Genomic DNA, 25,943 nt, shown 5'->3' on the forward strand with positions numbered 1-25,943 from the left:
AAACAAGCGGTCATATTTTCTTTAATTTTTGCAAATTTTTCAGAAAATATGACCGCTTGTATTCTTAAAGTCTAGGGATCAATTAGATTACCACTGATACATATAGCCAGCCCCAGCCATACCAAAACCACTGGAATCAACCGATACGCTTCCTTTAATAATGTGTTTACCATTATCCGATAATCTCGAATAACCGACAGATACCGCACTTTCGCCACGATAATTAGCAACCCCGACACCTACACCACTTGCACCACTTCTAGTAACTTGTGGAATATTTGCCATAGCACCAGCTTGAGCAATACCCGCTCGCAATTTATGATCCACGCGATTCACTTTTGCATCTAAATGACGAACGTTATTGTCCACTTGTTTTAATTGACGAACATTAACTGCATCTGTATCTTCTCGACCATCAGCAATGTGAGTAACTCTATGACCACCATTATTCAGCCCATTTGAAGTTAATCTCACCGATTTTCCTGTTGCTTTATTATGAACAGTTACTCCATCATTATTTACCAAAGTATTACCTGCTTTCACACTCTTAACAGAAATATCCTCATTCAATTTCACATTAACCGTATCACTTGAAGCTAATGTTGTAATGTTACGATCACCCTTAACTTTTACTGTGCTTCCTAATTTTTTCGCTTCAGTTGAACCACTATCACCTGCAAAAGTTAAGCCTTTATTTGTAACTGTTGTATGAGCATCTACGCCTTTTTGAACGTCTGCTTTTGTTTTTTCAGCTAAATCTACAGAATAATTAGTAACATTATTTGCATCTTTAACACCTTTCGCTACAGTTATTGCATCAGAACCTGCACTTACAGAAGCACCATCTGCATTTACTGTGTAAACGGATTGTCCATTGCCACCTGCTGTTGAAGTAACAGAGGTAACATTCGTGCCAGCTTTCACTTCTGTTTTTGAAGCCGCCACATTTGTATTAAAATCATTAATCACTTTATGTAATTGACTACCATTTACAGCATCCTTACTCTGGGCGGAAATATCACCATCTGCCACGCCTGTTACTTTCTGATTACCTGCATTAATACCAGCTTGATTAATAGTAACATTTCCTACATTTAGTGCTTTGTTTACCTTAATAGTATTCAAATCCACATCTTTTGCAACAGCTACTGTATAAACTCTCTTACCATTAACTTCATTGCCACCACTTACTACAATATTATCTCCTTGAGCAACTTCAGTAATAGTATTACTATCTATTGCTTCTTTTTTAACAACCAATGTACCATTTTCTACCTTAATCGTCTCATTATCAGTATTGATAGACAACGCATAAGCACGTGTCATATTAGTAACATCAATAGTAGGCGTTAAGGTTAAGCCGCTATTATTTTGAGCTGATACGGTAGTATCCCACGCATTAACGGTATATTCATTTTTATTCGGTGTTTGATCAACTTTCGTATTTTTGCCACTTTTTACTGCCGTAGTCGCAAATTGAATGGCTTCGTGAATAGTATTTTTACCTGTTCCACCAATATTAGTGAATGTAATGTTACCGTCTTGATTCATTTTAGCATTGCCGCCAAAATTAGTTACAACAGAATTTCCAACATTACCTAATGCGTGTTGGGTAAGATATAACTGCGAACCATTAATTGCATCTGTACTGTCTTTAGCTATTCGACCTGCCGCCACATTAATAATTTTACGCTCTTTGTCTTTTGAACCTACACTTACCGTTGCTAATGGATTGTTACCAGCAAAGTCTGAATAAGTAATACCATTTACTGTTGCAGGTATAGCAGCAAGTGGGGCTTCTGTAGTGGAATATGAACCCAATGCTAGAGCCTCTTTGTGCATAGCTTGTGAATATGCCCCAATCGCCACTGCATTTTCTGTTTCAGATGCTGAAGCTGCTTGCGTATATTTCTCTTTCAGAACTGCTAATTCTGCTGCTAAGGTAGTTGATTTCGCTTTAAGATCATTATAGGTGCTTGCTGAAGGTGAAGTATGAGCTAATACGCGTTCATTGCTATAATATTCATCTAGCTTAGTGAAATAATCTAGTGTCGCTTCCTCTAACTCTAGGCTACTTCCTACAAAAGCATCATGCCCTAATGCTAATGCTCCTTCAGCCATTGTTAAAGCATTAGAACCCATTGCCATAGAATAAGCTGAAATCGCACGGCTATTCGCTCCCACAGCAATAGACTGATCATCATCTGCTTTTGCATCACTACCCATTGCCATACTTAAGTTACCATAAGCACCAGCTTTAGCCCCAGTTGCAATTGAAGATAATCCACTTGCTACGCTATAAGAACCTGTTGCTATCGCATCTTTTTTACCTGCATACGAATGTAATCCTGTACCAATAGTGCCATACGCCACCGCATTAGAAAGCGTACCTAAAGCAGTAGAATATGCACCTGATGCCACTGATGATGTACCAACAGCAGTACCAAAAGCACCATTTGCGTGAGCATTATTCCCTAATGCTGATGAATTTGTACCCACTGCTTTAGCAATAGTCCCTAATGCTGTCGCTCCCCAATTGGTTGCTTTTGCTTGATTACCGATAGCATTCGCAGATTCTACAGTTGTTTCTGCTTGATAACCTATTGCAACCGTACGCCAACCATCACTTTTAGCCTCTAAACCGACTGCAACAGATTCGCTGCCTACCGCATTACTTTTCTTACCAATAGCAATAGAAGATAGTTTCTCTGCGGTTGAATCTAAACCTATTGCGATAGCATTTTCCCCTTTCGCTTTAGCATTCACACCTGCTGCTAACGCATTTTTTGCACTTGCCCCACCTTTTGCATCAACTGTTCCTTTATTTGTTGTTGCATCACCTGCTGATTGAGTGGCATCGCCTGTATTAACGTGGAAGTAATTCTCTGGTTGAACAACGGCATCATTACTATTAATAACTTCGAGTTTTCCTTCTTTATTAATCTGAATAGTTTTATTATCTGTATTGATAGACAATGCATAAGCACGAGTCATATTGGTATCATCAATAGCAGGCGTTAAGGTTAAACCACCATTATTTTGAGCTGATACAGTAGTATCCCACGCATTAACAGTATATTCATTTTTATTCGGTGTTTGATCAACTTTCGTATTTTTGCCACTTTTTACTGCCGTAGTTGCAAATTGAATAGCTTCGTGAATAGTGTCTTTACCTGTTCCACCAATATTAGTAAATGTAATGTTACCGTCTTGATTCATTTTAGCATTGCCGCCCAAATTAGTTACAACAGAATTTCCAACATTACCTAATGCGTTTTGAGTAAAATATAACTGCGAACCATTAATTGCATCTGTTGATTTTTCTGCAATTAAACCTGCTGCTACATTTTGAATACGGCGTTCTTTGCCAACATTTCCTACTGATAAAACTGAAATAGGTTTAGCACCTGCAAAACTTTTATAAGTAATATTTGAAACTTGTCCTGATGCATAAGAGGTTGTTCCTGCAGAGGCTTGGGTTAGCGTATCTGTTGTAACTGAATTCGTACCAAGTGCAACCGAACTTCCAATCGTAGCATTAGCATTTGTGCCAAAAGCTAACGCATCATTTGCACTTGCATTTGCACCAACACCAATGGCAACTGCCTGACTTTCTGATGCTTTTGTGTTATACCCCAAAGCAACTGACCTAGTTCCATTTGCATTAGCACTCGTGCTTAGAGCTAAAGCACTGTCTGCACTAGCATTGGTATTTGTGCCTAAAGCTAACGCATTGCTCGCACTAGCATTGGCATTTGTTCCTACCGCAAGTGAGCTGCCTGCCAAGGATTTTGTATTAACGCCAATAGCATAACTGTTATAAGCTAAAGCATTAGCACCACTCCCTAAAGCAACTGAATGCTGCCCACTTGCATTAGCGTTAGAACTAAGTGCAACACTTGAAGAACCCATTGCTTTTGCAAAATAACCTTGAGCAATTGAGCCATCCCCGCTCGCTTCACTAGCATATCCTAATGCCATTGCAGCAGAACCTCCCGATTTGCTGTCTCTACCAATGGCAATAGCACCCTTATTTGTTGCCTTAGAGAGTACCCCTAATGCAAGGGAGTTCATGCTATTTGAAAGAGCATCCCACCCCATAGCAATAGAATAATGGTCTTCAGCTTTAGCCGCTTTACCTACTGCCACAGAATGAGTACCTGATGCGTTTGCCTCTAATCCAACTGCTACTGCATAATATCCAGCATTGGATTTTGCCCCTATCGCTTGTCCATTCAAACTTGTGGCTTTTGTGCCAATTGCCATAGTGTAAACACCTGTCGTATTAGCATCTACACCAATAGCTACAGCAGAATCACCGTGGCTATAAGCACCATCACCAATAGCAATTGCACCCGAAACTCTAGTTAATGCACCTTTACCAATTGCAACAGCCCCACGAGCCATACCGCCAGAATTAAGATTATGGGCTTCGGCATTTGGACCAATTGCAATCGACTTTTCTACTGCTGAAGCAGGATTAGCCTTAGAACTGCCAATTGCAACACTAGTTGAGTTATTATTAGTAGTACCATCATCATTTATCTTATAAGCCATTGCATTATTTAGGCTAAATAGCCCTAATAGCAATGCAGATAAAGTAAATACTTTGCTTTTATCCGAATATGCTGCTATTTTTTTACGCTTAGGTTTAGATGAAGAAGATATAGAGAAGTGTGTTTTAGCCAATTCAGAACAAACAATAAAAGTTTGAAGATAACTATTCCATTTTACTTTGAATATTCTATTCATTATTAAGCCTCAAATTTTGATAATCCAACAACATTATATCCTTACTCCTATTCGCTTAAAATTAATTATGCGTAAATATATGTAAGAAATGTTGTTTATTTATTTATTTATTTATTTATTTATTTATTTATTTATTTATTTATTTATTTATTTATTTATTTATTTATTTATTTATTTGTTAATGATATGTTAAAAATATAATAATACTAGATTTTCTTATATGCCAAACAAATAAAAATAAACCAACATATTGCAATAAATACCAAACTACCGCCTAAAAATCCGATATAGGACAAACCTAATTGATTTATTACAACACTTCCTATTAATGCTCCAGTTCCAATTCCCATATTGTAAGTTCCTGAAAATATAGCAGTCGCAACATCAGTAGCATCAGGTGCGAGTTCGATCACTTTCATTTGTAACGCAATACTCATACCTGTAATACCGATACCCCATATAAATACTAGGGCAAACATTGAAATAGTAGAATGACTTAATGGCAATAAACAAAGCTGACTTAGCATAATAATGCTAATGCCACTTAAAATAAATTTATTCGGGGCTTTACCGTATAGTTTACCAAATAAGAAACTGGCTGTAATACCGGCTACACCAAACACTAATAAAATCAATGTGGTCGTTTTCGGGCTGATTGCACTGATTTGAACCATAAATGGCTCAATATAGCTATAAGCCGTAAAATGCCCGGAAACAATCAGTATAACTAGCAAGAAAATGCCAACCAGAAATGGACGTTTAAATAAAATCGGCAAACTTTTTATTGAGCCTGCATTTTTACTTGGTAAATAAGGCAACAATCGCCAGAGCATTATTACCACAATAAAAGCAATAACCCCAATGATGCTAAAAGTCGCCCGCCAACCTAAGGCTTGCCCGATCATTCGTCCAAGTGGTAATCCTAAAATCATTGCAAGTGAACTGCCTAGAGCTAACATAGCCAAAGCTTGTCTTTTCTTATCTTTTGGAGCAACTCGAACAACCAATGAGGCGGTAATCGACCAAAAAATCGCGTGAGACACCGCAATAATAATACGTGAAATTAATAACACCCAGAAATTCCACGCAACAACCGACAAAATATGGCTAAGAATAAAGAGGCTAAAAAGCAGGATAAGTAATTTTTTTCTTTCCATTTTTGCTGTCAGCAACATCAATGGCAAAGATAATCCAAATACCACCCAAGCATATACCGTAATCATAATACCTGTACTAGAGGTTTCCATTTGAAAACTCGCAGCGATATCTGACAGCAAGGCAATAGGGATAAATTCTGTTGTAATAACAATAAATGCCGCAAAGGCGAGGGTAAATACTCTTAGGAAAGATAATTTCCGTTGAGCTTTTCGAGCAAGTTTCATATACAAAAATCCGAGAAAAGTAAAAACCCAAAAGCTGAAAGAGCTTTTGGGTGTATGAAAAATAAGAATCGCTTTCTAAGTTTTACTTAGCGAAACCTTTTAAGCCCACTACGTGAACATACTCTTGGTTATTAGCGATCTTACGCACCAATTTATAAGTTGTACCACGTTCAGGGCTGATGTTTTCAGGTGCGGCAATTAATAACTGCATATCCAAACGCTCACACAATTCAAAGAGTGTGTTGATGGAAGTTGCATCTAAACGAGCGGCCTCATCTAAGAAGAGCAAGCGAGCCGGCAGAATATCTTTCGCACGCATACGGCGAGCTTCTTCTTCCCAGCTTTGCACCACCATTAAGAGAATCGACATACCTGTACCGATTGCCTCACCGGTAGATAACGCACTACTTTCAGCACGCATCCAGCCGTCTGCACCACGGAAAGTTTCCACTTCTAAATCGAGGTAGTTGCGGTAATCCAACAACTCTTCGCCAATAGTTTGCGGTGTACGCTGCCCCATTTCGATATGCGGATTCACACGTTTATAAAGCATTGCCAGCGCCTCTGAGAAGCTGAGTTTTTGGCTGTCAAACAAGTCTTTATGCTCTTCACGATTATTAGATAACGCATTAAGTAAAATAGCGTACGTATCACGAATATTCACTACCAAACGTACCCCCTTCACCTGACCGAAAGCGATATTTTGTAGCCCTTGGTTCAGTTGAAGAATCCGATTTTGCTCACGTTGAATCGTTTTGCGTAAAATATTCGCCACTGATTCCGCACTGATCGCTAATTTTTTCTCACGACCGGTTAGCTCATTCGTTAAGCGAGAAAGCTCGATTTCCATCTGCTCAATTGCATCAATCGGATCATCTGTTTTGATAATATCCTGACGAATACGCTCACGCAGATGTTGGTAAACCGCAATAAAGAACGCCACTTTATTTTCCGGCTTACGGCTATCTTCCGAAGCTCGCAAGCTATCACGCAAGTATTCATTATCCGCCACCGCTGTACGCAATGCACCTAAGGCTTTATCGGAAATAGAACGTAACTCTTCCGCTGATTGATAAGCTAATTCACGGCGATTGAGGCGTTTTTCCACATCACTGTTGCGAGATAAACGCTGAACAATACACCAACTCGCTTTTGCCTGTACCACTAATTCACGTTGTGCTTTATAGTCACGCTCGGCTTTGCGTAATGTGCGGTTGAGGTTGTCCATTTCAGCCTCAATCACTGCGATTTGTTTATCCAAATAGCCTTTGCGGGAACGTTGTTGGCTTAGGCGTTGTTGCAATTCATCACGGCGAGATCTTGCACGCTCTTCCGCCCCGCTGTCGCCACGCACACCTAAATCATCAATTTCACGAATTAACTCTTGTAGCATTTGGTTTTTCGCATCATACGAGCTACGCAAGCCGGTAAGAACTTGGTTGTATTGCGATAACTGAGCTTGAGCTTGGCGTAGCTGATCACGAGCCTGTTCACGTTCACGTTGAGCATTTTCCAAACGTTGGCGAAGTTGCTCAGTTAATGCAGAGCCTTCTGTGCCAACCGTTTCTTCATAGCTAAAGTGTAAACGGCGATTTATCACATCCGCTAAGCTAAACACTTTTTGTTGTAACACTTTTTGCTCTGCTATCGAACGGCTGTAATCTGCCTCAAGTTGCTCAAATAGAGCCGGGTCGCTCTTAAGGGCTGCGGCAATTGGCTCTAATTGGGTTAAGGCTGAACCGAATTGGCGAATAAAGATCTCTTCTTCTTCTGCCGTTTCTAACTGTTCACGACAAGCTTCCGCTCTTTCAGTTAAGGTTTCGTCCGCTAACAGTGATGCAAGCGGTAGAATTTTATTTAAAATTTGCAACTGAGCTTTTACGCTCTCTAGCTGATGGCGAAGTTGCTGTTCGTTCCCGCTGGATTGTGCCAATTCACGCTCAATTTCCGCACGTTCAGCAGTAATCTCTTGCATTACCGTTTCTGGGTTGTCTTGGAACGCTAAATTCAAATGTGTGCCAACAAATTGGCTTAAATGTTGATGTAAACGCTGACATTTTTGTACATCAAAAGCACGCTCAGCGTGTTTTTCGGCAATCGCATCACGCTCAGTTTTTAAGGTTTCTAAATGTTTTTCACGAGCGGCACGACCAAATAACGGTACTTCAGGGAATTTCGAGTAACGCCATTGACGCTCTGAAACTTTAACCACCACTCCTTCGCTTAACTCTTCGGCACTGAATACCGCATCGTCAAAGGCAGATGGGTCGCCTTCAATTAAATAGAGATCGCTCGGGCAATCATCTAATTTATCTAATTGAGCTTTTACCACCTCTAAATCACGTACCACAATAGCGTGGCGAGCCTCGCCATATAAGGCGGAGAAATAAGGTGCATCTTCAATCGACACATCATCATATAATTCAGACAGCAACACACCGCCAAAACGCTCAGCTAATTGGTTTAAGCGGGCATCTTCCGAGCCATCCGGTTGGCTTAAACGGGTAATTTTTGCCTCTAAACGCTGCTCTTTACGGGCTAATTCATCACGCTCAAGGGTTGCCTCACGCTCTTTGCTCAGCATATTTTGCATAAACTGCATTACGGCTTGGCTGGCTTCAAATTTCTCACCACACTGTTCTTCCAAACGAGCCAATGCCGATTGTGCCGTGTGCCACGCCGGGGCATTTTTCGCTAATTGCTGATATTGTTGGTTCAGTTGTTCACGCTGTTGGCGTTGGGTTGAACGTTGCTCAACGAAATCAGATAATTCCGCCTCTAAATCTTCTAAACGTGCTTGTTGCTCTTCAAAATATTGCTCAAGCTCTTCGCCTGAATTTAAAGAAAGTTGAGCTTTTTGGTTAAATTCCGCCAACAAACGTTCGGCATTTTGTTGTTGATGTAAGCGATGCTCTAATTCATTGAGTTTTTGGCGTAATGCCACCGCTTGTTGAGCTTGCATTTTTTGCTCAGGGAAAGCGGAAAGCAGCGAACGAGCCTCTTCCCACGCTTGCGAGCGGTCAATTTCCCCTGAAATTTTGCAAACTAATTCAAAGGCTTTCTCAAACTGGGTTTTCGCCATATCCGATACGGCTAAACGCTGTTCAAGATCGAATACTTTATCGGTCAGATCCTCTGCTTGAGCTTCAAATTCGGCGTGATAATCTTCAATGTTATTTAAGTCCAAATTTGCCAAGCCGGTTAATTGTTTCGCTTTTTCTAACGCATTAATCGCTTGTTGATATTGCAACGCTCGGGTTTGTTGAGCATCTAAGGCTTGTTGGTAATCCGCCATTTGCGAACGAAGTTCTTCAACGTGCTCGTCAGCCTGATCAGCTCTCGCCTGAGCGTTTTCCGCCAAATCAGCAATTTCTTCCAATGCCTCTTGTTGTTCTTCCAGCTTGATATTCAGCTCTTCCACTTCATCTTGATAGCGTTCGATTTTTTCTTGATGGCGTAGTGCGTTCATCACTAAATTAAGATGATCGTTCGCACTATTATATTCCGCCTCTAACGCATTTTCGGTTTCAGAGATGTCTGCGGTTTCACGGCTAAATTCCACAAAGCGTTGCTGCTCAAGCAAAATTTTTGATTTTGCTGCATACCACTCTTTACGTTGCTCTAACGCTTGTAACACATTACCACGGCGTTCGTTGGCATTACGCATATAATCTGCCGATACATAATTGGTCGATTCGGTAATCAAGCGTTTGAACATATCACGATCAGATTGGGTCACTTTGATCGCCTCTAACGTCATACGGTTTTCACGCAAAGCCGATTCCATATCTTGGAACGCTTGGCGAACGCCTGTATTTTCCGGCAATAAGTAATCACGCAGCGATTTGGTAATCACGCTGGAAATACCGCCGTAAAGTGATGCCTCAATTAATTTATAGAATTTACTGCGATCAGCCGCTGAACGTAAACGTTTTGGAATCACGCCTAAGTCGAACATAAAGCTGTGGTAATCGGTAATGGAGTGATATTGCTTAAATTGAACCTCTGTGCCTTCAAATTTATCTTTTAATTCATTTAACGGCAGCACACGGGCTTTTTCACCTAGTTGTTCGGTTAAAAGGCTGATAATGCTTTGATCTGCAGGAATGTTTTGCACCGAGAACGAGCGGATATCCACTTTTTTATCACGCCCCACAATTTGCTGTAAACGCACGCCGGTAATAATTCGCTGACCACGAGAGTTCAGTGATTCCAACACTGCATAACAGACACCGGCTTTTAATTTACCATATAAACCTTTATCACGAGAGCCTGAGGTTGAGCCGGCTTCAGTGGTATTACGGAAGTTAAGTAAGGTTAAATCCGGAATCAATGCGGTAACAAAACCCGCCATTGTAGTGGATTTACCCGCACCGTTACCGCCCGAAAGCGTAGTAACTAATTCGTCTAAATCAAAAGTACGGGCAAAAAAACCGTTCCAGTTAATTAAAGTTAAAGACTGGAATTTACCGCGTTTTACACCTTCGTGGCGAGGCATAACAGGTGCAAGAGTAGCTGCTTGTTCCATTGGGTTTTCGTCTAATAATTCAATGTTTTCCATTCTTGATTATTCCTCATCAGCCACGTCTGTATCATCTAAATCATTTGCAAGATTTTCATCTAATTCAACCGCTTGTTCGGCAAGTAATGCTGGCGTGGTTGCCTCACCATCACGAATTAAGCGTAATTGTGCCTCGCGTGGATCATCGCCGGTACGCACATCGGCACCAAAGCGGAACACTGCTTCTGCAATCACAAATTTTTTGCTGTTTTGCTCGCCAATGCGGGTAATAATGCCGATTCGAGATAAGCGGCGTAAAGCACCACCCACTTTTTCCATTAATTTGGCACGGTCTAAATCTGAGCCTGTCGAACGTGGGTTCACCGCTTTTAATAATTTGCTCTCGTCTGCCAAATTCAGCAATTCTTCATACACATCGTCGTAGCTGAAAATACCTTGCTGAGCCAAGCGTTCAGGGCTTAAATAGAGATAACACAACACTTTACCGACCAACATTTCCATTTCAGACATTGCCGCACGGTTAATGAGCGTTGATGCCTTCGGACGTAAATAGAAAAAGCCTTCCGGCGCACGAATTAATTCCACATGGTAACGGCGGTAAAACTCTTCCAGCTCCGTTTGGAAATCCATCAAAAAGGCATATTCATCAAGGGATTCTGTGTTGATGTGACGACCGGCACGCAGTTGGCTGTCAAGCTGTGGGAAAATGGGGTTGGCAATCGCTACCGCCAATTTCGGGGAAATAACATCTTGGATATTGTCTGTCATTTTGTGTTCTCTTTGCTAAATTTTCTCTAAAAACGACCGCTTGTTACTGATTGTATTGGGCTATTTGTTATATTGATCGATCACATTTGCCTGTACTTCGGCACCACGATCATTAATGGCTTGCCACTGCGGATAAACGGCTTGGTTGTCTTGGCTTGCCATACCGAGTTTTACCGCCTGATCCACAATAATTCTTGCTACATCAAAATGGCGGGATTCTGGGAACATTGCGAGCTGATCACGCAAAATTGCCCCTAAATCAATCGGCTTGCCTTCCGCACGATAAGGCGCAAGATGAGCTTGCATCGTAGCAATAATTTGTTCTTGCACATCAGACAGCGATTCATATTCCAATTCACTTGGCAATTCGCCAACTGATTCTGCCTCATTGAGCATCGCTTCATCATCACGCAGATCTAATAAAGGCTCTGCTTTTGCGGTATAAAGCAACCAAGGAGAATTATAGTAATCTTGAATAGATTGGCGTAAACGCTGACCGAATACACGGTTTTTATCCATATCTATGGCGGTACGGATAAATTTATGAACGTGGCGGTCGTAGCCAATCCAAAGATCTATCGCCTGTTGTCCCCAACTGATAATGCGGTCTAATTTATTCTGTAAATTGACAATAAGCTGGTCGATAAAATCCAAATCATCACGGGCAATTAAACAGCTTTGAATACGTAATAATTGGGCTTGTAATTTATCGCCGGCAGCATTTAACGTATCTTGCAATTCACGCAAATTGCCTGAGGTTTCATCTAACAACTGCTCACAGCTCATAATCGCCTCGTGCCAGTTTTGGCGTAACAATTCCGCAATTCGCTCACGAATTTGGTGCTGGTTTTCATCCATAATACGTTGGGAAAGATCGATGCTGTCAAAAATTTCCGCCACCGAATATTTCAACGGTGCAAACACATTATTCCGCCAAAAACGTTCATCTTTAGCTTCTGCCGTCCCCTCTTCCGCAGCAACCGAGGCTCGTTGGATTTCATCGGCGACAATTGAAAGTTGAATGGAAAGACGTAAATTGGAAAATTCACGCTGACGAACGTAATAATCAGAAATCCCCACTCCAAGCGGTGTGACACGATAAATCGCCAATCCTTCGGTAAATTCGCTGGTAAAACGGTTTAATAAACGCTGCCTTACTAAGTCGTTAATCGCATTATTGGCACGTTGGGTAAAGGTGGAATCCGACTGCTCAAACGCATTAGACACATAACGAAAAAGATCGATAAGATCACTTTCTAATAATTCACCATCGGTCTGTTCTTGATTGTAAATAGAAATCGCAAGTAAGAAAGCGAGGCGGTCGGAAGAGAGTGAAAGAGAAAATTCACGATCCTTCGTCCACGAAATGAGTTCTGGAATAGTCTGTGCCAATTCGTTCTGCATACGGCTTAATCTGTTATTTGTTTATAAAAATGGTGACTATTGTAACTGAATGGAGGCAAAATGGGAATGTGTAAAATACAAGCCTTGGTTTTAGCTAGTTTTTTATAAACTACTGACTAACTGATGAATTTTAAACATTCTCTTATTTACTAATTATTATAGAATATTCAATTTTCTTTTATTACAGCGTAAAATTATCTATCGCTATTTTAAAGTATTTTAACCTCAAAACTATGTACAAAAACCTCTCTCTACTTTCGCCAAATACCTCCTTTGACTTTGAGCTAGCTGTCGGATTGACTCAATGCGAAAAAGGAAATTATCTTGATTCTGTTGTCAATAAACAAGGTATGAATGGCTATATGTTACAGCTGACAACTTTTGGTAGTGGCACAATTTTTGACGGAAAAAATACGTTTAATGTGAATCGAGGACAACTTCTTCTCTTTTCTCCAAATGTGATTCAAAATTACCAACGTCATTCTGAGTCCCTATATTGGCACTATAAATGGATCTATTTTTTACCAAATCCTAAATGGAATAAATGGTTAAATTGGTCTAATAAAGAAGCAGGAATTGGTCGGATAAAAATTAATGACAATCGATATTTCCAAGAAATCAGCCAGCTTTTTTCTAAAATTGAGCTTGAATTAAAATCTAGCCACTTTTTTAAAGAAGATGTGGCGACAACTCTATTGGAGTATTTATTGATGAAGTGTATTTCCGCAGAGAAAATTGAGGTTATACCAGCCATTGATCAACGTATTCTTAATGTTTGTAATTTAATCTTGTCTAATTTATCCCGGAATGACAGTGTAGAATACATAGCAGAAAAGGTATTTTTATCTCCCTCTCGACTATCTCACTTATTTAAAGCATCTCTAGGCATTAATTTAGTTCAATGGAGAGAACTACAGCGTATTGCAGAATCAAAAAAACTATTATATTTCTCTAACGTTTCAATATTAAATATCGCTAAATCATTGGGCTATGAAGACCCGTTGTATTTTTCTAAAATCTTCAAAAAGCACACCGGATTATCCCCTTCTGAATTTAGAACTATCGAAAGACGTAAAGATAACGAAGTGTGATCTAGATCTCACTTCGCTTTTCGTAGCAGAATTTTCCATATCAATAACAAAAATTTACCTGTTCTCTCCTCCACTTAAAGCATAAGATTAAGACAGCTTTAATAGTGCTGTTTCTATTAAAGTAAAGATAACCTGCTATTGGAGCAGGTGTACAACGTAATGACTTCTTAATTTATGAGGGAAGAACAATGAAAAAACCAACATTAAAACACGCATTATTTTCCGGAATCTTAGCATTAAGCTGCTATAGTTCAGCTCTGGCGAATGATATGGTCAATATTTCTAAAATTGATGGTATGCCTTGGTTTAACCGTATGGCTGAAGGCGTCGTTCAAGCAGGTAAAGACAATAACATTAACGCCTACCAAGTTGGTCCGTCAAATACGGATGCTCCACAGCAAGTGAAATTAATTGAAGACTTAATTGCCAAAAAAGTGAGTGCAATCTCTATCGTTCCAAATGATGCAAATGCCTTAGAACCGGTGCTGAAAAAAGCAAAACAAAATGGCATTGTCGTTTTAACAAATGAATCTGTAGGTCAACCAAGTGCAGATTGGGATATTGAAATTATTGATAATGCTCAGTTTGCGGCAGATTATGTTGAAGAAGTTGCCAAAGCAATGGGCGGTAAAGGCGGATATGTGATTTATGTAGGTGGTTTAACCGTACCTCAACATAATTTATGGGCAGATTTATTTGTGAAATACCAAAAAGAACATTATCCAGATATGTTTGAAGTTACCAGTAGAATGCCGGTTGCAGAAAATATCAATGATGCTCGCCGTACAACGATTGACTTAGTAAAAGCTCACTCTGATTTAAAAGCAGTAGTATCTTTCGGTTCTCAAGGTCCTATTGGTGCAGGTTTAGCTGTCAAAGAAAAACGCTTGAAAAATAAATTGAATGTTTTCGGTATGATGATCCCATCTCAAGCTGCTAATTTAATTAAAAGTGGTGATATTACAATGGGAATCACTTATGACCCAGCTAATGCAGGTTATGCCCTTGCCGCTATTGCAGCAAAAGTGTTAAAAGGTGAAAAAATTGAAGACGGCTTAGAAATCCCTAATGTTGGTAAAGCTAAAGTGGATGCAGAGAAAAAATTACTCCAATTCCACAATGTACTTAAAGTGACTAAAGATAATATCGACAACTTATATTAATCTACGATAAATATGGGTTCTTTATGAACCCATATTTCTCTGAGGAGGCATTATGGCATTTATTTCCATGCAGAATATCAGTAAGACATTCCACGGTATAAAGGCATTAAATCAAGTAAACCTCTCTTTAGACTATGGAGAAGCTCTCTGCCTTGCCGGTCAAAACGGTTGTGGAAAATCCACGCTAATCAAAATCCTATCAGGTGTTTATCAACCTGATAAAGGAGCTAAAATCCAAATCGGTGCGACCACATATTCTAAATTAACTCCCCAAGAATCTATTGAAAAAGGGATTCAAGTTATCTATCAAGATCTGGCTCTATTTCCTAATTTAACAGTCGCAGAAAATATAGCGATAAATTTACACCGCAAGTTTAGCTGGGTAAGTCAGGAAGAGATTCAAAAGGTCGCTTTAAATGCGGTTCAGAGTATTAATGCTGATTTAGATCTTAATGCAGTTTTAGAAGATTTACCCATTGCACAGCAACAATTAGTTGCTATATGTCGTGCATTGGCACAAAACGCTCGCCTATTGATTATGGATGAGCCAACAGCATCTCTTACGGCGAAAGAAGTACAAGATCTGCTAAAAGTTGTACTAAAGTTAAAAAGTAAAGGCATTAGTATTATTTTTGTCAGTCATAAATTACAAGAAGTAATGAGTGTCTCTGATACCGTTTTAGTACTTAAAAATGGCAATATAGTTGGTCAATATCCTATCAGTGAAATGGATGAGAAACGTTTAGGATTCTTAATGACCGGATTAGAAATCGAATACAAGCGGTTAGATTTGCCCGATTTTTCGCAAAGAAAAACAGTACTAGAAGTACGTAACTTAACATTACCTCGTCAATATGAAAATATAAATTTTGCATTACGAGAAGGGGAAATTATTGCTTTAACCGGTTTACTGGGTTCAGGACGTACGGAATTATGCCTTAGCTTATTCGGGATTACTCAGCCTAAATCCGGCGAAATATTATTAAATGGAAAAAAAGTCATTTTTAAAACAAATCGTGATGCTATCAAAAATGGGATTGCTTATGTGTCAGAAGATAGAATGACAACCGGATTAATTATGGCAGAGTCCATTCATCACAATATCATATCTACTATTTTTCATAAGATCTGTGGTGGACTTAATATTATTAAATCTTCAACGGCGTATCAACATAGTCAAGAGCTCATTGACTCACTAAAAATTAAAGTAGCTGATTCAGATTTGCCAGTAAATACCCTTTCAGGGGGTAATGCTCAACGGGTTTCCATTGCTAAATGGTTAGCGATTGATCCTAAAATTATTATTTTAGATGCCCCAACTATTGGCGTAGATATTGCTAATAAAGAAGGTATATTCAATATCATTAAATCATTAGCACAGAAAGGTATTGCAGTTATTTTTGTTACCGATGAAGTAGAAGAGGCATATTACAACAGTCATAGGGTTCTTGTAATGAAAAAAGGCAAGATATTGGACAAAATTCTACCTATTAATGCAACAGAAAAATTGATTGCGGAGGTCATCTATGAAAATCACTAATAATTATATCCTTTCTGCAACTATATTCGCTTTAGTCGTTTTGCTTACACTTTTTACCAATGACTTTGCGACCATAGAAAACATCTATGATGTGGTCAATAATTACTCAATGCTAATGATTTTAGCTTGTGGGTTATTTGTTGTCCTTATTTCAGGAGGTATTGATATTTCTTTTCCTGCCATAACTATTATTTCGCAATATGTTATGGTAACAATAATAGGAAAATATGATATTGGCTTTTTAGGTGTGTTCGCTATCTCATCTTTCATTGGGATTCTGTTAGGTTTTGTTAATGCCCTGTTTGTTAATAAGCTGAGTGTACCTTCCATTATTATTACAATTTCAACATTGAATATCTTTTATGGGGGGCTACTCTATTTCACGAAAGGAGTATGGTTATACGACTATCCTGAATGGTTTATACAAGAACGCCTATTTTTCAAACAAACCTCTCAAGATGGATTTGAGTTCGGTATCTCATTCCAAGCAATTATGGCTATTTCATCTGTATTATTGACGTGGTTAATTACCCGTAAATTAACTATCGGTAGAAAAATTTATGCACTTGGTGGGAATCAAGATGCTACATCTCGAATTGGGTTTAATATTCTATCTCTGCATTTATTTGCTTATGGTTATATGGGGTTTATGGCTGGAATAGCAGGAGTTGTACAATCTTATACCGTACAATCCGTTGCTCCTGATTCGCTACTCGGTTATGAGTTAACCGTACTTGCAGCTGTCGTTTTAGGTGGAGCTAGCTTATCTGGAGGTAAAGGAACATTATTAGGAACAGTTATGGGAGTAATGCTGCTAGCAATCATTCAAAATGGCTTAAATTTAATGAATGTTTCTTCTTATTGGCAAACAATCATTACCGGTATCATTATTATATTAAGTATTAGTGCTACTGCATTAGGGCAATTTAAAAAACAAGGAGTATAACGATGAAAAGAAAAATTGATCATACTATTTTTTATCTATTGGCTCTTTTTGCTATTGCTGTGATTGCTTTTAGTCTTTTAATTCCGGATATCTTTTGGTCTATCAGTAATTTTCAGTCAATGGCATCTCAAATTCCCGTCTTAGGAATTTTAACGCTTGCAATGGCATTACCGATGCTAACAGGTGGAATAAATCTTTCTATTATTGCCAGTATGAATGCTTGCTCACTCATTATCGCTTATTTTATTACTCAGTACACCGGTATTTCTTGGCTATTTATGTCGATTATATTGAGCCTCTTCTGTGCATTAGTGATCGGTTTGCTCAATGGAACACTTATCGCCATTATTCGAGTTTCTCCGATTCTCGCTACATTAGGGACAATGACATTAATCAATGGTATTAATATATTAGTAACAAATGGATCTACAATTGCAAACTTCTCTGACAGTATTTTAAATATTAGTGCATCTACATTTTTATGGATTCCTACTCCTATTTTAATATTCTTATCGCTTGCAGGGGGGATATGGTTCTTCCTAGAAAAAACATCTATTGGCAAGGCAATCTATTTCATTGGTAATAATGAAAAAGCGACCTATTACTCAGGTATTAATACGAAAAAAGTACTCATTTGGGTCTATATAATCTCATCTGTACTTTGTGTATTCGCTGCTATTTTAATGATGTCAAAACTTAATTCAGCCAAAGCCTCTTACGGCGATTCTTACTTACTAATCTCTATTCTTGCTACTGTACTAGGCGGAATAAATCCAGATGGTGGTAAAGGGAAATTAATAGGTATTATGTTAGCTCTTGTCTTACTTCAAGTCATTGAAAGTGGCTTAAATATGCTTGGTATTAGTAGTTACATCACAATGATCTTGTGGGGCAGTTTATTGTTACTATTTATCTTCTTACAAAAAAATCATATTTTCCTATTAAAACGTTAACAGGAGTAAATTATGCAAAATGAGAAACAACTAATTGAACAAGGCAATATAGTCATTGGTATTGAATTAGGCTCAACCCGTATAAAAGCGGTATTAATTAGTACCGAAGGAACAATACTCGCTACCGGAGGAGCCGACTGGGAAAACAGACTGATTGATGGCATTTGGACATATCATCAAGATGAAGTTTGGGAGAAACTCCAAGCAGCATATAGTGATTTAGCTAAAACCGTAAAAGAAAAATACCATGCAATTATTCGTTCAGCGAAAGGGTTAGGCATTAGTGCAATGATGCATGGTTATTTGCCTTTTGATAAACAAGGAAAACAGCTCGTTCCATTTAGAACTTGGCGAAATAATATTACCTTAGAAGCATCTGAAAAATTAACAGAGCTTTTCCAATATCCGATTTCCCAGCGTTGGAGTATTGCTCATTTGTATCAAGCCCTATTAAACAATGAACCACATTTAAAGGAGGTTGATCATATCACGACATTATCTGGTTATGTTCACTGGCAACTCACTGGAGAAAAAGTCTTGGGAATTGGCGATGCTTCAGGAATGTTTCCGATTGATACAGATTCTCACTCCTACAACAAAAAGATGCTTGCCCAATTTGCACAATACATTTCTCAATTTAATATGCCTTGGCAGCTGAATACAATCTTACCAAAAGTGTTGGTTGCCGGTGAATCAGCAGGCAGATTAACTGAACAAGGTGCAAAATTACTTGATCCAAGTGGTAATTTACAAGCAGGAATCCCGCTATGTCCTCCTGAGGGAGATGCGGGTACAGGTATGATTGCAACTAATTGTATTAAAGAAAAAACGGGAAATATTTCAGCAGGAACGTCTGCATTTGCAATGATTGTGCTAGAAAAAATGCTGTCAAAAGTTTATCCAGAATTAGATATCGTGACTACACCAGCAGGAAAATTAGTCGCAATGGCACACGCCAATAACTGTACATCTGATATTAATGCTTGGGTTAATTTATTCGGGGAGTGTTTGGATACATTTGGAATCCATGTGTGTACAGAAGAATTATATGAAATACTGTTCTTACATTCGCTACAAGGTGATGCCGATTGCGGTGGGCTACTTTCCTATGGTTTTCACTCTGGGGAACATAATGTCGGTTTATCTGAAGGTTGCCCTATGTTCCTACACCCAACGAAAGCCAATTTTAACTTAGCTAATTTTATGAGAGCCCACCTTTACACTGCTTTTGGGGCGATGAAATTGGGGATGGATATTCTCATTAACCAAGAAAAAGTAGAAATTTCCCGTATATTAGGACACGGTGGTATTTTTAAAACAGAGGGAGTTGCACAGAAAATTCTAGCTTCAGCACTCAATATACCACTTGCAACAGCCAGCACAGCATCAAACGGAGGAGCTTGGGGGATTGCATTGTTGGCTAATTTCTTAACATACTCTGACAAACAAACATTAGAGCAATATTTGGATAAGTGTATATTCAATACCACTCAACTCAATCTCATTCAACCTGATAAAACGATGAGCGAAGGATATGAACAGTTTATGCAACGATATAAAAGAGGGATTTCTGTAGTGGAGAAAGCACTCTATCTAAATATACCTTAGTATTTACCCCAAATATAAAAACCGTTTGAATAAACTATCCAAACGGTTTTTTATTTATACAAGCTATTGCAAATTTTCTCAAAAAAACAACCGCTTGTTGCTTAATCGACAATTTCCACAGTGGAATTTGTGCTTAAACCTCGCACTAATTGCGATCCTTTTCTTGCACGTTCACCGCGGTAGTTGTCGATATCGCTTGGTTTGAGCGTAATTTTGCGTTTGCCGGAAACAAACACGAGAGATTGTGTAGGCTTGATAACCAATAAACGAGCCAAATATTCATCACCTGATTTTGCCGCTGCTGCGGAAATATTGATGATTTTATTGCCTTTACCTTTCGATAATTCAGGTAATTCGCTAACAGGGAACACCAACATTCTGCCGACATTACTCATCGCTACAAGCGATAAATTTTCATCGTTTTCCAATAATTGCGGCGGCAGCACTTTTGCATTTTCTGTTAAAGAAATGACCGCTTTCCCTGCTTTGTTGCGAGAAACCAGATCTTCAAAAGTACAGATAAAGCCGTAGCCCGAATCCGATGCCATTAGCACTTTGGTGTCTGAATTTGCCATTAGCACTTGCTGAATGGTTGCCCCTTCAGGTAAGGTGATTTTGCCTGTCAGTGGTTCACCCTGTGAACGTGCCGATGGTAATGAAGTCGGATCTAACGCATAAGCTCGCCCTGTGCTGTCTAAAAAAACCACCGGTTGATTACTTCTGCCTCGAGCGTGGGCGAGATAACCATCTCCTGCACGGTAGCTTAAGCCTTCCACCTCAATATCGTGTCCTTTGGCACAACGTACCCAGCCTTTTTCCGAGAGGATCACCGTTACATCTTCAGTTGGGGTTAAATCACTTTCGGCAATTGCTTTCGATTCCGCACGCTCCACTAATGGCGAACGACGAGGGCTGGCGAAGGTTTTCGCATCTGCCTGAATCTCTTTTTTGATTAAGCTGTTTAAACGGCGTTCCGAGCCTAAAATCAGTTGCAGTTCATCACGCTCTTTTTCAAGCTCTGATTTTTCCGCTTGTAATTGGTGTTCTTCCAATTTTGCCAAATGGCGTAAGCGGAGGTTTAAAATCGCTTCGGCTTGAATATCGGTTAAATTAAAGCGTGCCATTAATTCCGCTTTCGGTTCATCTTCGTTACGGATAATCTCAATCACCTCATCAATATTCAAAAAAGCGATCATCAAACCGTCTAAAATATGCAAACGGCTTAAAATTTTATCCAAACGATAATTTAAGCGACGAGTTACCGTTGTGCGGCGGAATGTGAGCCATTCGGTTAAAATCGTCAGTAAATTTTTTACTGCCGGTTTGCCGTCTAAGCCAATCATATTCATATTGACTCGATAACTTTTTTCCAAATCGGTCGTCGCAAAAAGATGACCCATTAAGGAATCAAAATCAATGCGATTTGAGCGTGGCACAATTACCAAACGGATTGGGTTTTCGTGATCAGATTCATCACGAATATCGTCCACCATCGGCAGTTTTTTATTTCGCATTTGGGTGGCAATTTGCTCAATAATCTTTGATGGCGAGGCTTGGTGTGGTAAAGCGGAAATCACAATTTCGCCCTCTTCTTTTTTCCACACTGCACGCATTTTAATCGAACCACGACCTTGCTCATACATTTTCGCAATTTCTGCTTTTGGCGTGATAATTTCCGCCTCAGTCGGGTAATCCGGTCCTTGTACCACAGTCAGAATGTCGTCTAATGTGGCTTTCGGATTATCCAATAGCATTACGCTTGCATCAGCAAGTTCGTTGATATTATGTGGCGGAATATCCGTTGCCATTCCCACCGCAATCCCCATCGTGCCGTTGAGCAAAATATGTGGCAAACGGGCGGGTAAATACTTTGGCTCTTCAATCGAACCATCAAAATTCGGCTGATAATCAACTGTTCCTTGCCCCAATTCGCCTAACAATACTTCAGCAATTTTTGAGAGCTTAGATTCGGTATAACGCATTGCGGCGAAGGATTTTGGGTCATCCGGTGCCCCCCAGTTCCCTTGTCCATCAACCAATGGATAGCGGTAAGAGAACGGCTGAGCCATTAACACCATTGCTTCATAACAAGCACTGTCGCCGTGTGGGTGGAATTTACCTAACACATCCCCCACCGTTCTAGCGGATTTTTTATATTTTGCCGAGGCGTTTAAGCCTAATTCCGACATTGCATAGATGATACGGCGTTGCACAGGTTTTAAGCCATCACCGATAAACGGCAATGCCCTGTCCATAATTACATACATTGAATAATTGAGGTAAGCATCTTCGGTAAAACGCTTAATCGGCATCTGTTCAATGCCTTCGTAATTGATTTCAGTCGTCATTTCTGATTTATTCTTATTGGAAAAATGAGCGTTATTTTCTACGATTTAACGATTTTAGTCTAGCTTGAAACGCAAGCGGTCATTTTTGTTTATCATTTTGCAAAAAATCATCAAAAAATAACCGCTTGCATAAGCAAAAAATAGGCGATTTTTTATGAAAACTTCTGTACAATAGACAAGTTTTATTTTTTATATTGAGAGGCGGCTATCAAAAATTCTTTTGGTGTTTGAGAGTTTTTTTGCTAGTCGCAATTTAGAAAAATAAAACGAAAATAATAGTAAATTCTTAAAAAGGAAAACAGAATGACTCCAATTGTTAAACAATTTAAATACGGTCAGCATACCGTAACATTAGAAACAGGTGCTATCGCACGTCAAGCAACCGCAGCCGTAATGGCAAGTATGGACGACACTACAGTATTCGTGACTGTAGTGGCTAAAAAAGATGTGAAAGAAGGTCAAGATTTCTTCCCATTAACAGTGGATTACCAAGAGCGTACTTACGCGGCAGGTCGCATCCCGGGTGGTTTCTTCAAACGTGAAGGTCGTCCATCTGAAGGCGAAACTTTAGTTGCTCGTTTAATCGACCGCCCTGTTCGTCCACTATTCCCAGAAGGTTTCTTCAATGAAATCCAAGTGATTGCAACTGTGGTTTCGGTAAACCCACAAATCAGCCCGGACTTAGTGGCAATGATTGGTGCATCAGCAGCATTATCATTATCAGGAGTGCCGTTCAACGGTCCTATCGGTGCAGCTCGTGTCGGTTTCATTAACGATCAATTCGTGTTAAACCCAACCACATCAGAACAAAAAATCAGCCGTTTAGATTTAGTGGTTGCAGGTACAGATAAAGCCGTATTAATGGTGGAATCTGAAGCGGACATTTTAACTGAAGAGCAAATGCTTTCAGCGGTAGTATTCGGTCATCAGCAACAACAAGTAGTGATTGAGAACATCAAAGAATTCGTAAAAGAAGCTGGCAAACCACGTTGGGATTGGGTTGCTCCACAACCAAATACTGATTTAATCAATAAAGTGAAAGCCTTAGCAGAAAGCCGCATTGGCGATGCTTATCGCATTACTGAAAAACAAGCACGTTACGAGCAAATTGATGCAATTAAAGCGGAAGTAATAGCTCAATTAACGGCTGAGGATGAAACAGTGAGCGAAGGTGCTATCGTTGATATTATTACTTCATTAGAAAGTTCTGTAGTGCGTAGCCGTATTATTGCAGGCGAACCACGTATTGATGGTCGTACGGTAGATACTGTGCGTGCGTTAGATATTTGTACAGGCGTATTACCTCGTACTCACGGTTCTGCAATCTTCACTCGTGGCGAAACTCAAGCATTAGCGGTTGCAACGCTTGGTACAGAACGCGATGCTCAAATCATCGATGAATTAACGGGTGAAAAATCAGACCGTTTCTTATTCCACTACAACTTCCCTCCATTCTCTGTGGGTGAAACAGGTCGTATCGGTTCACCAAAACGCCGTGAAATCGGGCACGGTCGTTTAGCAAAACGTGGTGTGTTAGCGGTAATGCCAACCGCTGAAGAGTTCCCGTATGTAGTACGTGTAGTTTCTGAAATCACTGAATCAAACGGTTCATCTTCAATGGCATCTGTTTGTGGTGCATCTCTTGCGTTAATGGATGCTGGCGTGCCAATTAAAGCAGCTGTTGCAGGTATCGCAATGGGCTTAGTGAAAGAAGATGATAAATTCGTGGTTCTTTCAGATATCTTAGGTGATGAAGACCACTTAGGCGATATGGACTTCAAAGTAGCCGGTACTCGCAATGGTGTTACGGCACTACAAATGGATATTAAAATTGAAGGTATCACACCGGAAATTATGCAAATTGCGTTAAACCAAGCAAAAGGTGCTCGTATGCACATTTTAAGCGTAATGGAACAAGCAATTCCTGCTCCACGCTCAGATATTTCTGACTACGCTCCACGTATTCACACGATGAAGATCGATCCGAAGAAAATCAAAGATGTAATTGGTAAAGGTGGTGCAACTATCCGTGCATTAACTGAAGAAACCAATACTTCAATTGATATTGATGATGACGGTACAGTGAAAATTGCCGCAACTGACGGCAACGCAGCGAAAGCAGTAATGGCTCGTATCGAAGAAATTGTAGCAGAAGTGGAAGTAAACCAAATCTACAACGGTAAAGTAACCCGTGTTGTTGATTTCGGTGCATTTGTGTCAATTTTAGGCGGTAAAGAGGGCTTAGTTCACATTTCACAAATTACTAACGAGCGTGTAGAGCGTGTAGCGGATTACCTGCAAGTTGGTCAAGAAGTACAAGTGAAGGTGGTAGAGATCGACCGTCAAGGTCGCATCCGCTTAACAATGAAAGATCTTAACAGCACAAATTCAGAAGTGAATGCAGAAGAAACTGTATCTGAAGAGGTTGTAGCAACAGAACAAGAAAATATCTAGTTCTGGATTATAAAGGCGAATAACGGATACAATACTATCCGTTATTCAGTTTTTTAGTGTTCCTTAATAAGGATAGGCAGTGATGGTACAACTGTTTAAGTTGTTTCGAATCCGTTTCTTTTTACTTAATTTAGTTTCTGTTCTCGTGCTAACAGGTTGCACTGGTCGTTATTCTGATTTAGTCTCAATAAAGAACTTAGCATTAGCAGAACTTAATCCCCAACTTCGTTTTGAACAAGAAGCAATGATGGTAAGGCTCAGCCAAGTATTGGAAGAAGCTCCATTAACGCCCTCTGAACAAGCAGACCTCTATTTTGAAAGAGGGGTTATTTACGATAGTTTGGGATTGTGGTCTCTAGCCCGTTATGATTTTGCTCAAGCGATTTCGATTAATCAACGAATGGCAGCAGCTTATAACTATATGGGATTATACCTTCTACTTGAAGGCGATTACGACAGCTCAATTGATGCCTTTAATGCCGTATTAGAGTTAGATAACGAATATAGTTATACTTATCTAAATCGTGGTTTGGCATTCTATTATAGTGGTCGTTATTCTGAAGCTCAGCGTGATTTATTACGTTTTTACGAAGAAGATAAAAAAGACCCTTATCGCGTGTTATGGCTCTATTTTAATGAGCTGGAACTTACGCCAACAGAGGCTAAAAATAATTTACAAAAAAGAGCTAATGCCCTTTCTCCCGATTATTGGGGAACAAATATTGTAAATTATTTTTTAGGCAAGCTAAATTTAGCTCAACTTCGTGCTATAATGGATAGTGAAGCTAAAGAAAATAGCTCGCAATATGCGGAAATACTAACAGAAACGTATTTCTATTTAGCAAAACAACAACTCAAATTAGATCATAAAGATGAGGCAATCAGCCTTTTCCGCCTTGCTTTAGCAAATCAAGTGTTTAACTTCGTTGAGTATCGTTTTGCCCTGTTTGAACTATCACAAATTCGTGGTATGACTCAAACATCTCCCATTGTTGAATAGGGAAATAGGACA

The 25,943-nt window shown here is 39.5% G+C and carries 14 protein-coding genes; 8 read left to right on the top strand and 6 right to left on the bottom strand.

All coding sequences use genetic code 11. The annotated features are described in order from the left end of the window. Positions 1-87: 87 nt before the first annotated feature. The 5 genes from X781_RS11815 to mukF all read right to left on the bottom strand — a co-directional run bounded on the left by X781_RS11815 (position 88) and on the right by mukF (position 12,828). Positions 88-4,752, bottom strand: a complete 4,665-nt coding sequence (locus X781_RS11815) for a YadA-like family protein (RefSeq protein ID WP_025236119.1) — start codon at positions 4,750-4,752, stop codon at positions 88-90. Positions 4,753-4,958: 206 nt separating this feature from the next. Then, positions 4,959-6,134 carry a sugar transporter gene (locus tag X781_RS06700; RefSeq protein ID WP_025236120.1) on the bottom strand — a complete coding sequence of 392 codons (1,176 nt, stop codon included), beginning with the start codon at positions 6,132-6,134 and terminating at the stop codon, positions 4,959-4,961. A gap of 82 nt (positions 6,135-6,216) precedes the next feature. After that, entirely contained in the window at positions 6,217-10,662 is a 4,446-nt protein-coding gene (gene mukB, locus X781_RS06705) for a chromosome partition protein MukB (RefSeq protein ID WP_235068814.1), read from the bottom strand. 39 nt (positions 10,663-10,701) lie between these two features. Continuing rightward, complete coding sequence (gene mukE, locus X781_RS06710; protein WP_025236122.1) at positions 10,702-11,424, bottom strand: chromosome partition protein MukE; 723 nt, start codon at positions 11,422-11,424, stop codon at positions 10,702-10,704. A 60-nt stretch (positions 11,425-11,484) separates the two neighbouring features. Beyond that, positions 11,485-12,828: a chromosome partition protein MukF gene (mukF, locus tag X781_RS06715; protein WP_025236123.1), complete on the bottom strand. Its 1,344-nt coding sequence runs from the start codon at positions 12,826-12,828 to the stop codon at positions 11,485-11,487. A 233-nt stretch (positions 12,829-13,061) separates the two neighbouring features. Between mukF and araC the strand changes: the two genes are divergently transcribed. The 6 genes from araC to X781_RS06745 all read left to right on the top strand — a co-directional run bounded on the left by araC (position 13,062) and on the right by X781_RS06745 (position 20,129). Then, the gene (gene araC, locus X781_RS06720; RefSeq protein WP_025236124.1) at positions 13,062-13,919 is read left to right on the top strand and encodes an arabinose operon transcriptional regulator AraC; all 858 of its coding nucleotides are present in this window, start codon (positions 13,062-13,064) and stop codon (positions 13,917-13,919) included. Between the two features lie 188 nt (positions 13,920-14,107). Further along, positions 14,108-15,082, top strand: coding sequence for a substrate-binding domain-containing protein (locus X781_RS06725; protein ID WP_025236125.1), 975 nt, complete (start codon positions 14,108-14,110; stop codon positions 15,080-15,082). Positions 15,083-15,134: 52 nt separating this feature from the next. Then, positions 15,135-16,622 carry a sugar ABC transporter ATP-binding protein gene (locus X781_RS06730; RefSeq protein WP_038643962.1) on the top strand — a complete coding sequence of 496 codons (1,488 nt, stop codon included), beginning with the start codon at positions 15,135-15,137 and terminating at the stop codon, positions 16,620-16,622. Continuing rightward, a complete protein-coding gene (locus tag X781_RS06735) occupies positions 16,609-17,568 on the top strand; it encodes an ABC transporter permease (RefSeq protein WP_025236127.1) in 960 nt (319 codons plus the stop codon). Before X781_RS06730 ends, X781_RS06735 begins: the two co-directional genes overlap by 14 nt. A gap of 119 nt (positions 17,569-17,687) precedes the next feature. After that, positions 17,688-18,521: an ABC transporter permease gene (locus X781_RS06740; RefSeq protein ID WP_235068736.1), complete on the top strand. Its 834-nt coding sequence runs from the start codon at positions 17,688-17,690 to the stop codon at positions 18,519-18,521. A 12-nt stretch (positions 18,522-18,533) separates the two neighbouring features. After that, complete coding sequence (locus X781_RS06745; protein ID WP_025236129.1) at positions 18,534-20,129, top strand: FGGY-family carbohydrate kinase; 1,596 nt, start codon at positions 18,534-18,536, stop codon at positions 20,127-20,129. A 101-nt stretch (positions 20,130-20,230) separates the two neighbouring features. Here X781_RS06745 and parC read toward each other — a convergent pair whose 3' ends face one another. Then, positions 20,231-22,477, bottom strand: a complete 2,247-nt coding sequence (gene parC / locus X781_RS06750) for a DNA topoisomerase IV subunit A (protein WP_025236130.1) — start codon at positions 22,475-22,477, stop codon at positions 20,231-20,233. Positions 22,478-22,780: 303 nt separating this feature from the next. On the opposite strand from parC, the gene pnp reads away from it, so the two are divergent. Next, positions 22,781-24,931, top strand: coding sequence for a polyribonucleotide nucleotidyltransferase (gene pnp, locus X781_RS06755; RefSeq protein WP_025236131.1), 2,151 nt, complete (start codon positions 22,781-22,783; stop codon positions 24,929-24,931). Between the two features lie 82 nt (positions 24,932-25,013). Continuing rightward, positions 25,014-25,931 carry a lipoprotein NlpI gene (nlpI, locus tag X781_RS06760; protein ID WP_025236132.1) on the top strand — a complete coding sequence of 306 codons (918 nt, stop codon included), beginning with the start codon at positions 25,014-25,016 and terminating at the stop codon, positions 25,929-25,931. The last annotated feature ends 12 nt before the right edge of the window (positions 25,932-25,943 follow it).

This window comes from Mannheimia sp. USDA-ARS-USMARC-1261 (assembly GCF_000521605.1).
GTDB lineage: Bacteria > Pseudomonadota > Gammaproteobacteria > Enterobacterales > Pasteurellaceae > Mannheimia > Mannheimia indoligenes.

Bases quoted from the DNA above. Each gene is read 5' to 3' on its own strand.
- X781_RS11815 (WP_025236119.1), bottom strand. From the start codon at position 4,752: ATGAATAGAATATTCAAAGTAAAATGGAATAGTTATCTTCAAACTTTT.
- X781_RS06700 (WP_025236120.1), bottom strand. From the start codon at position 6,134: ATGAAACTTGCTCGAAAAGCTCAACGGAAATTATCTTTCCTAAGAGTA.
- mukB (WP_235068814.1), bottom strand. From the start codon at position 10,662: ATGGAACAAGCAGCTACTCTTGCACCTGTTATGCCTCGCCACGAAGGT.
- mukE (WP_025236122.1), bottom strand. From the start codon at position 11,424: ATGACAGACAATATCCAAGATGTTATTTCCCCGAAATTGGCGGTAGCG.
- mukF (WP_025236123.1), bottom strand. From the start codon at position 12,828: ATGCAGAACGAATTGGCACAGACTATTCCAGAACTCATTTCGTGGACG.
- araC (WP_025236124.1), top strand. From the start codon at position 13,062: ATGTACAAAAACCTCTCTCTACTTTCGCCAAATACCTCCTTTGACTTT.
- X781_RS06725 (WP_025236125.1), top strand. From the start codon at position 14,108: ATGAAAAAACCAACATTAAAACACGCATTATTTTCCGGAATCTTAGCA.
- X781_RS06730 (WP_038643962.1), top strand. From the start codon at position 15,135: ATGGCATTTATTTCCATGCAGAATATCAGTAAGACATTCCACGGTATA.
- X781_RS06735 (WP_025236127.1), top strand. From the start codon at position 16,609: ATGAAAATCACTAATAATTATATCCTTTCTGCAACTATATTCGCTTTA.
- X781_RS06740 (WP_235068736.1), top strand. From the start codon at position 17,688: ATGGCATCTCAAATTCCCGTCTTAGGAATTTTAACGCTTGCAATGGCA.
- X781_RS06745 (WP_025236129.1), top strand. From the start codon at position 18,534: ATGCAAAATGAGAAACAACTAATTGAACAAGGCAATATAGTCATTGGT.
- parC (WP_025236130.1), bottom strand. From the start codon at position 22,477: ATGACGACTGAAATCAATTACGAAGGCATTGAACAGATGCCGATTAAG.
- pnp (WP_025236131.1), top strand. From the start codon at position 22,781: ATGACTCCAATTGTTAAACAATTTAAATACGGTCAGCATACCGTAACA.
- nlpI (WP_025236132.1), top strand. From the start codon at position 25,014: ATGGTACAACTGTTTAAGTTGTTTCGAATCCGTTTCTTTTTACTTAAT.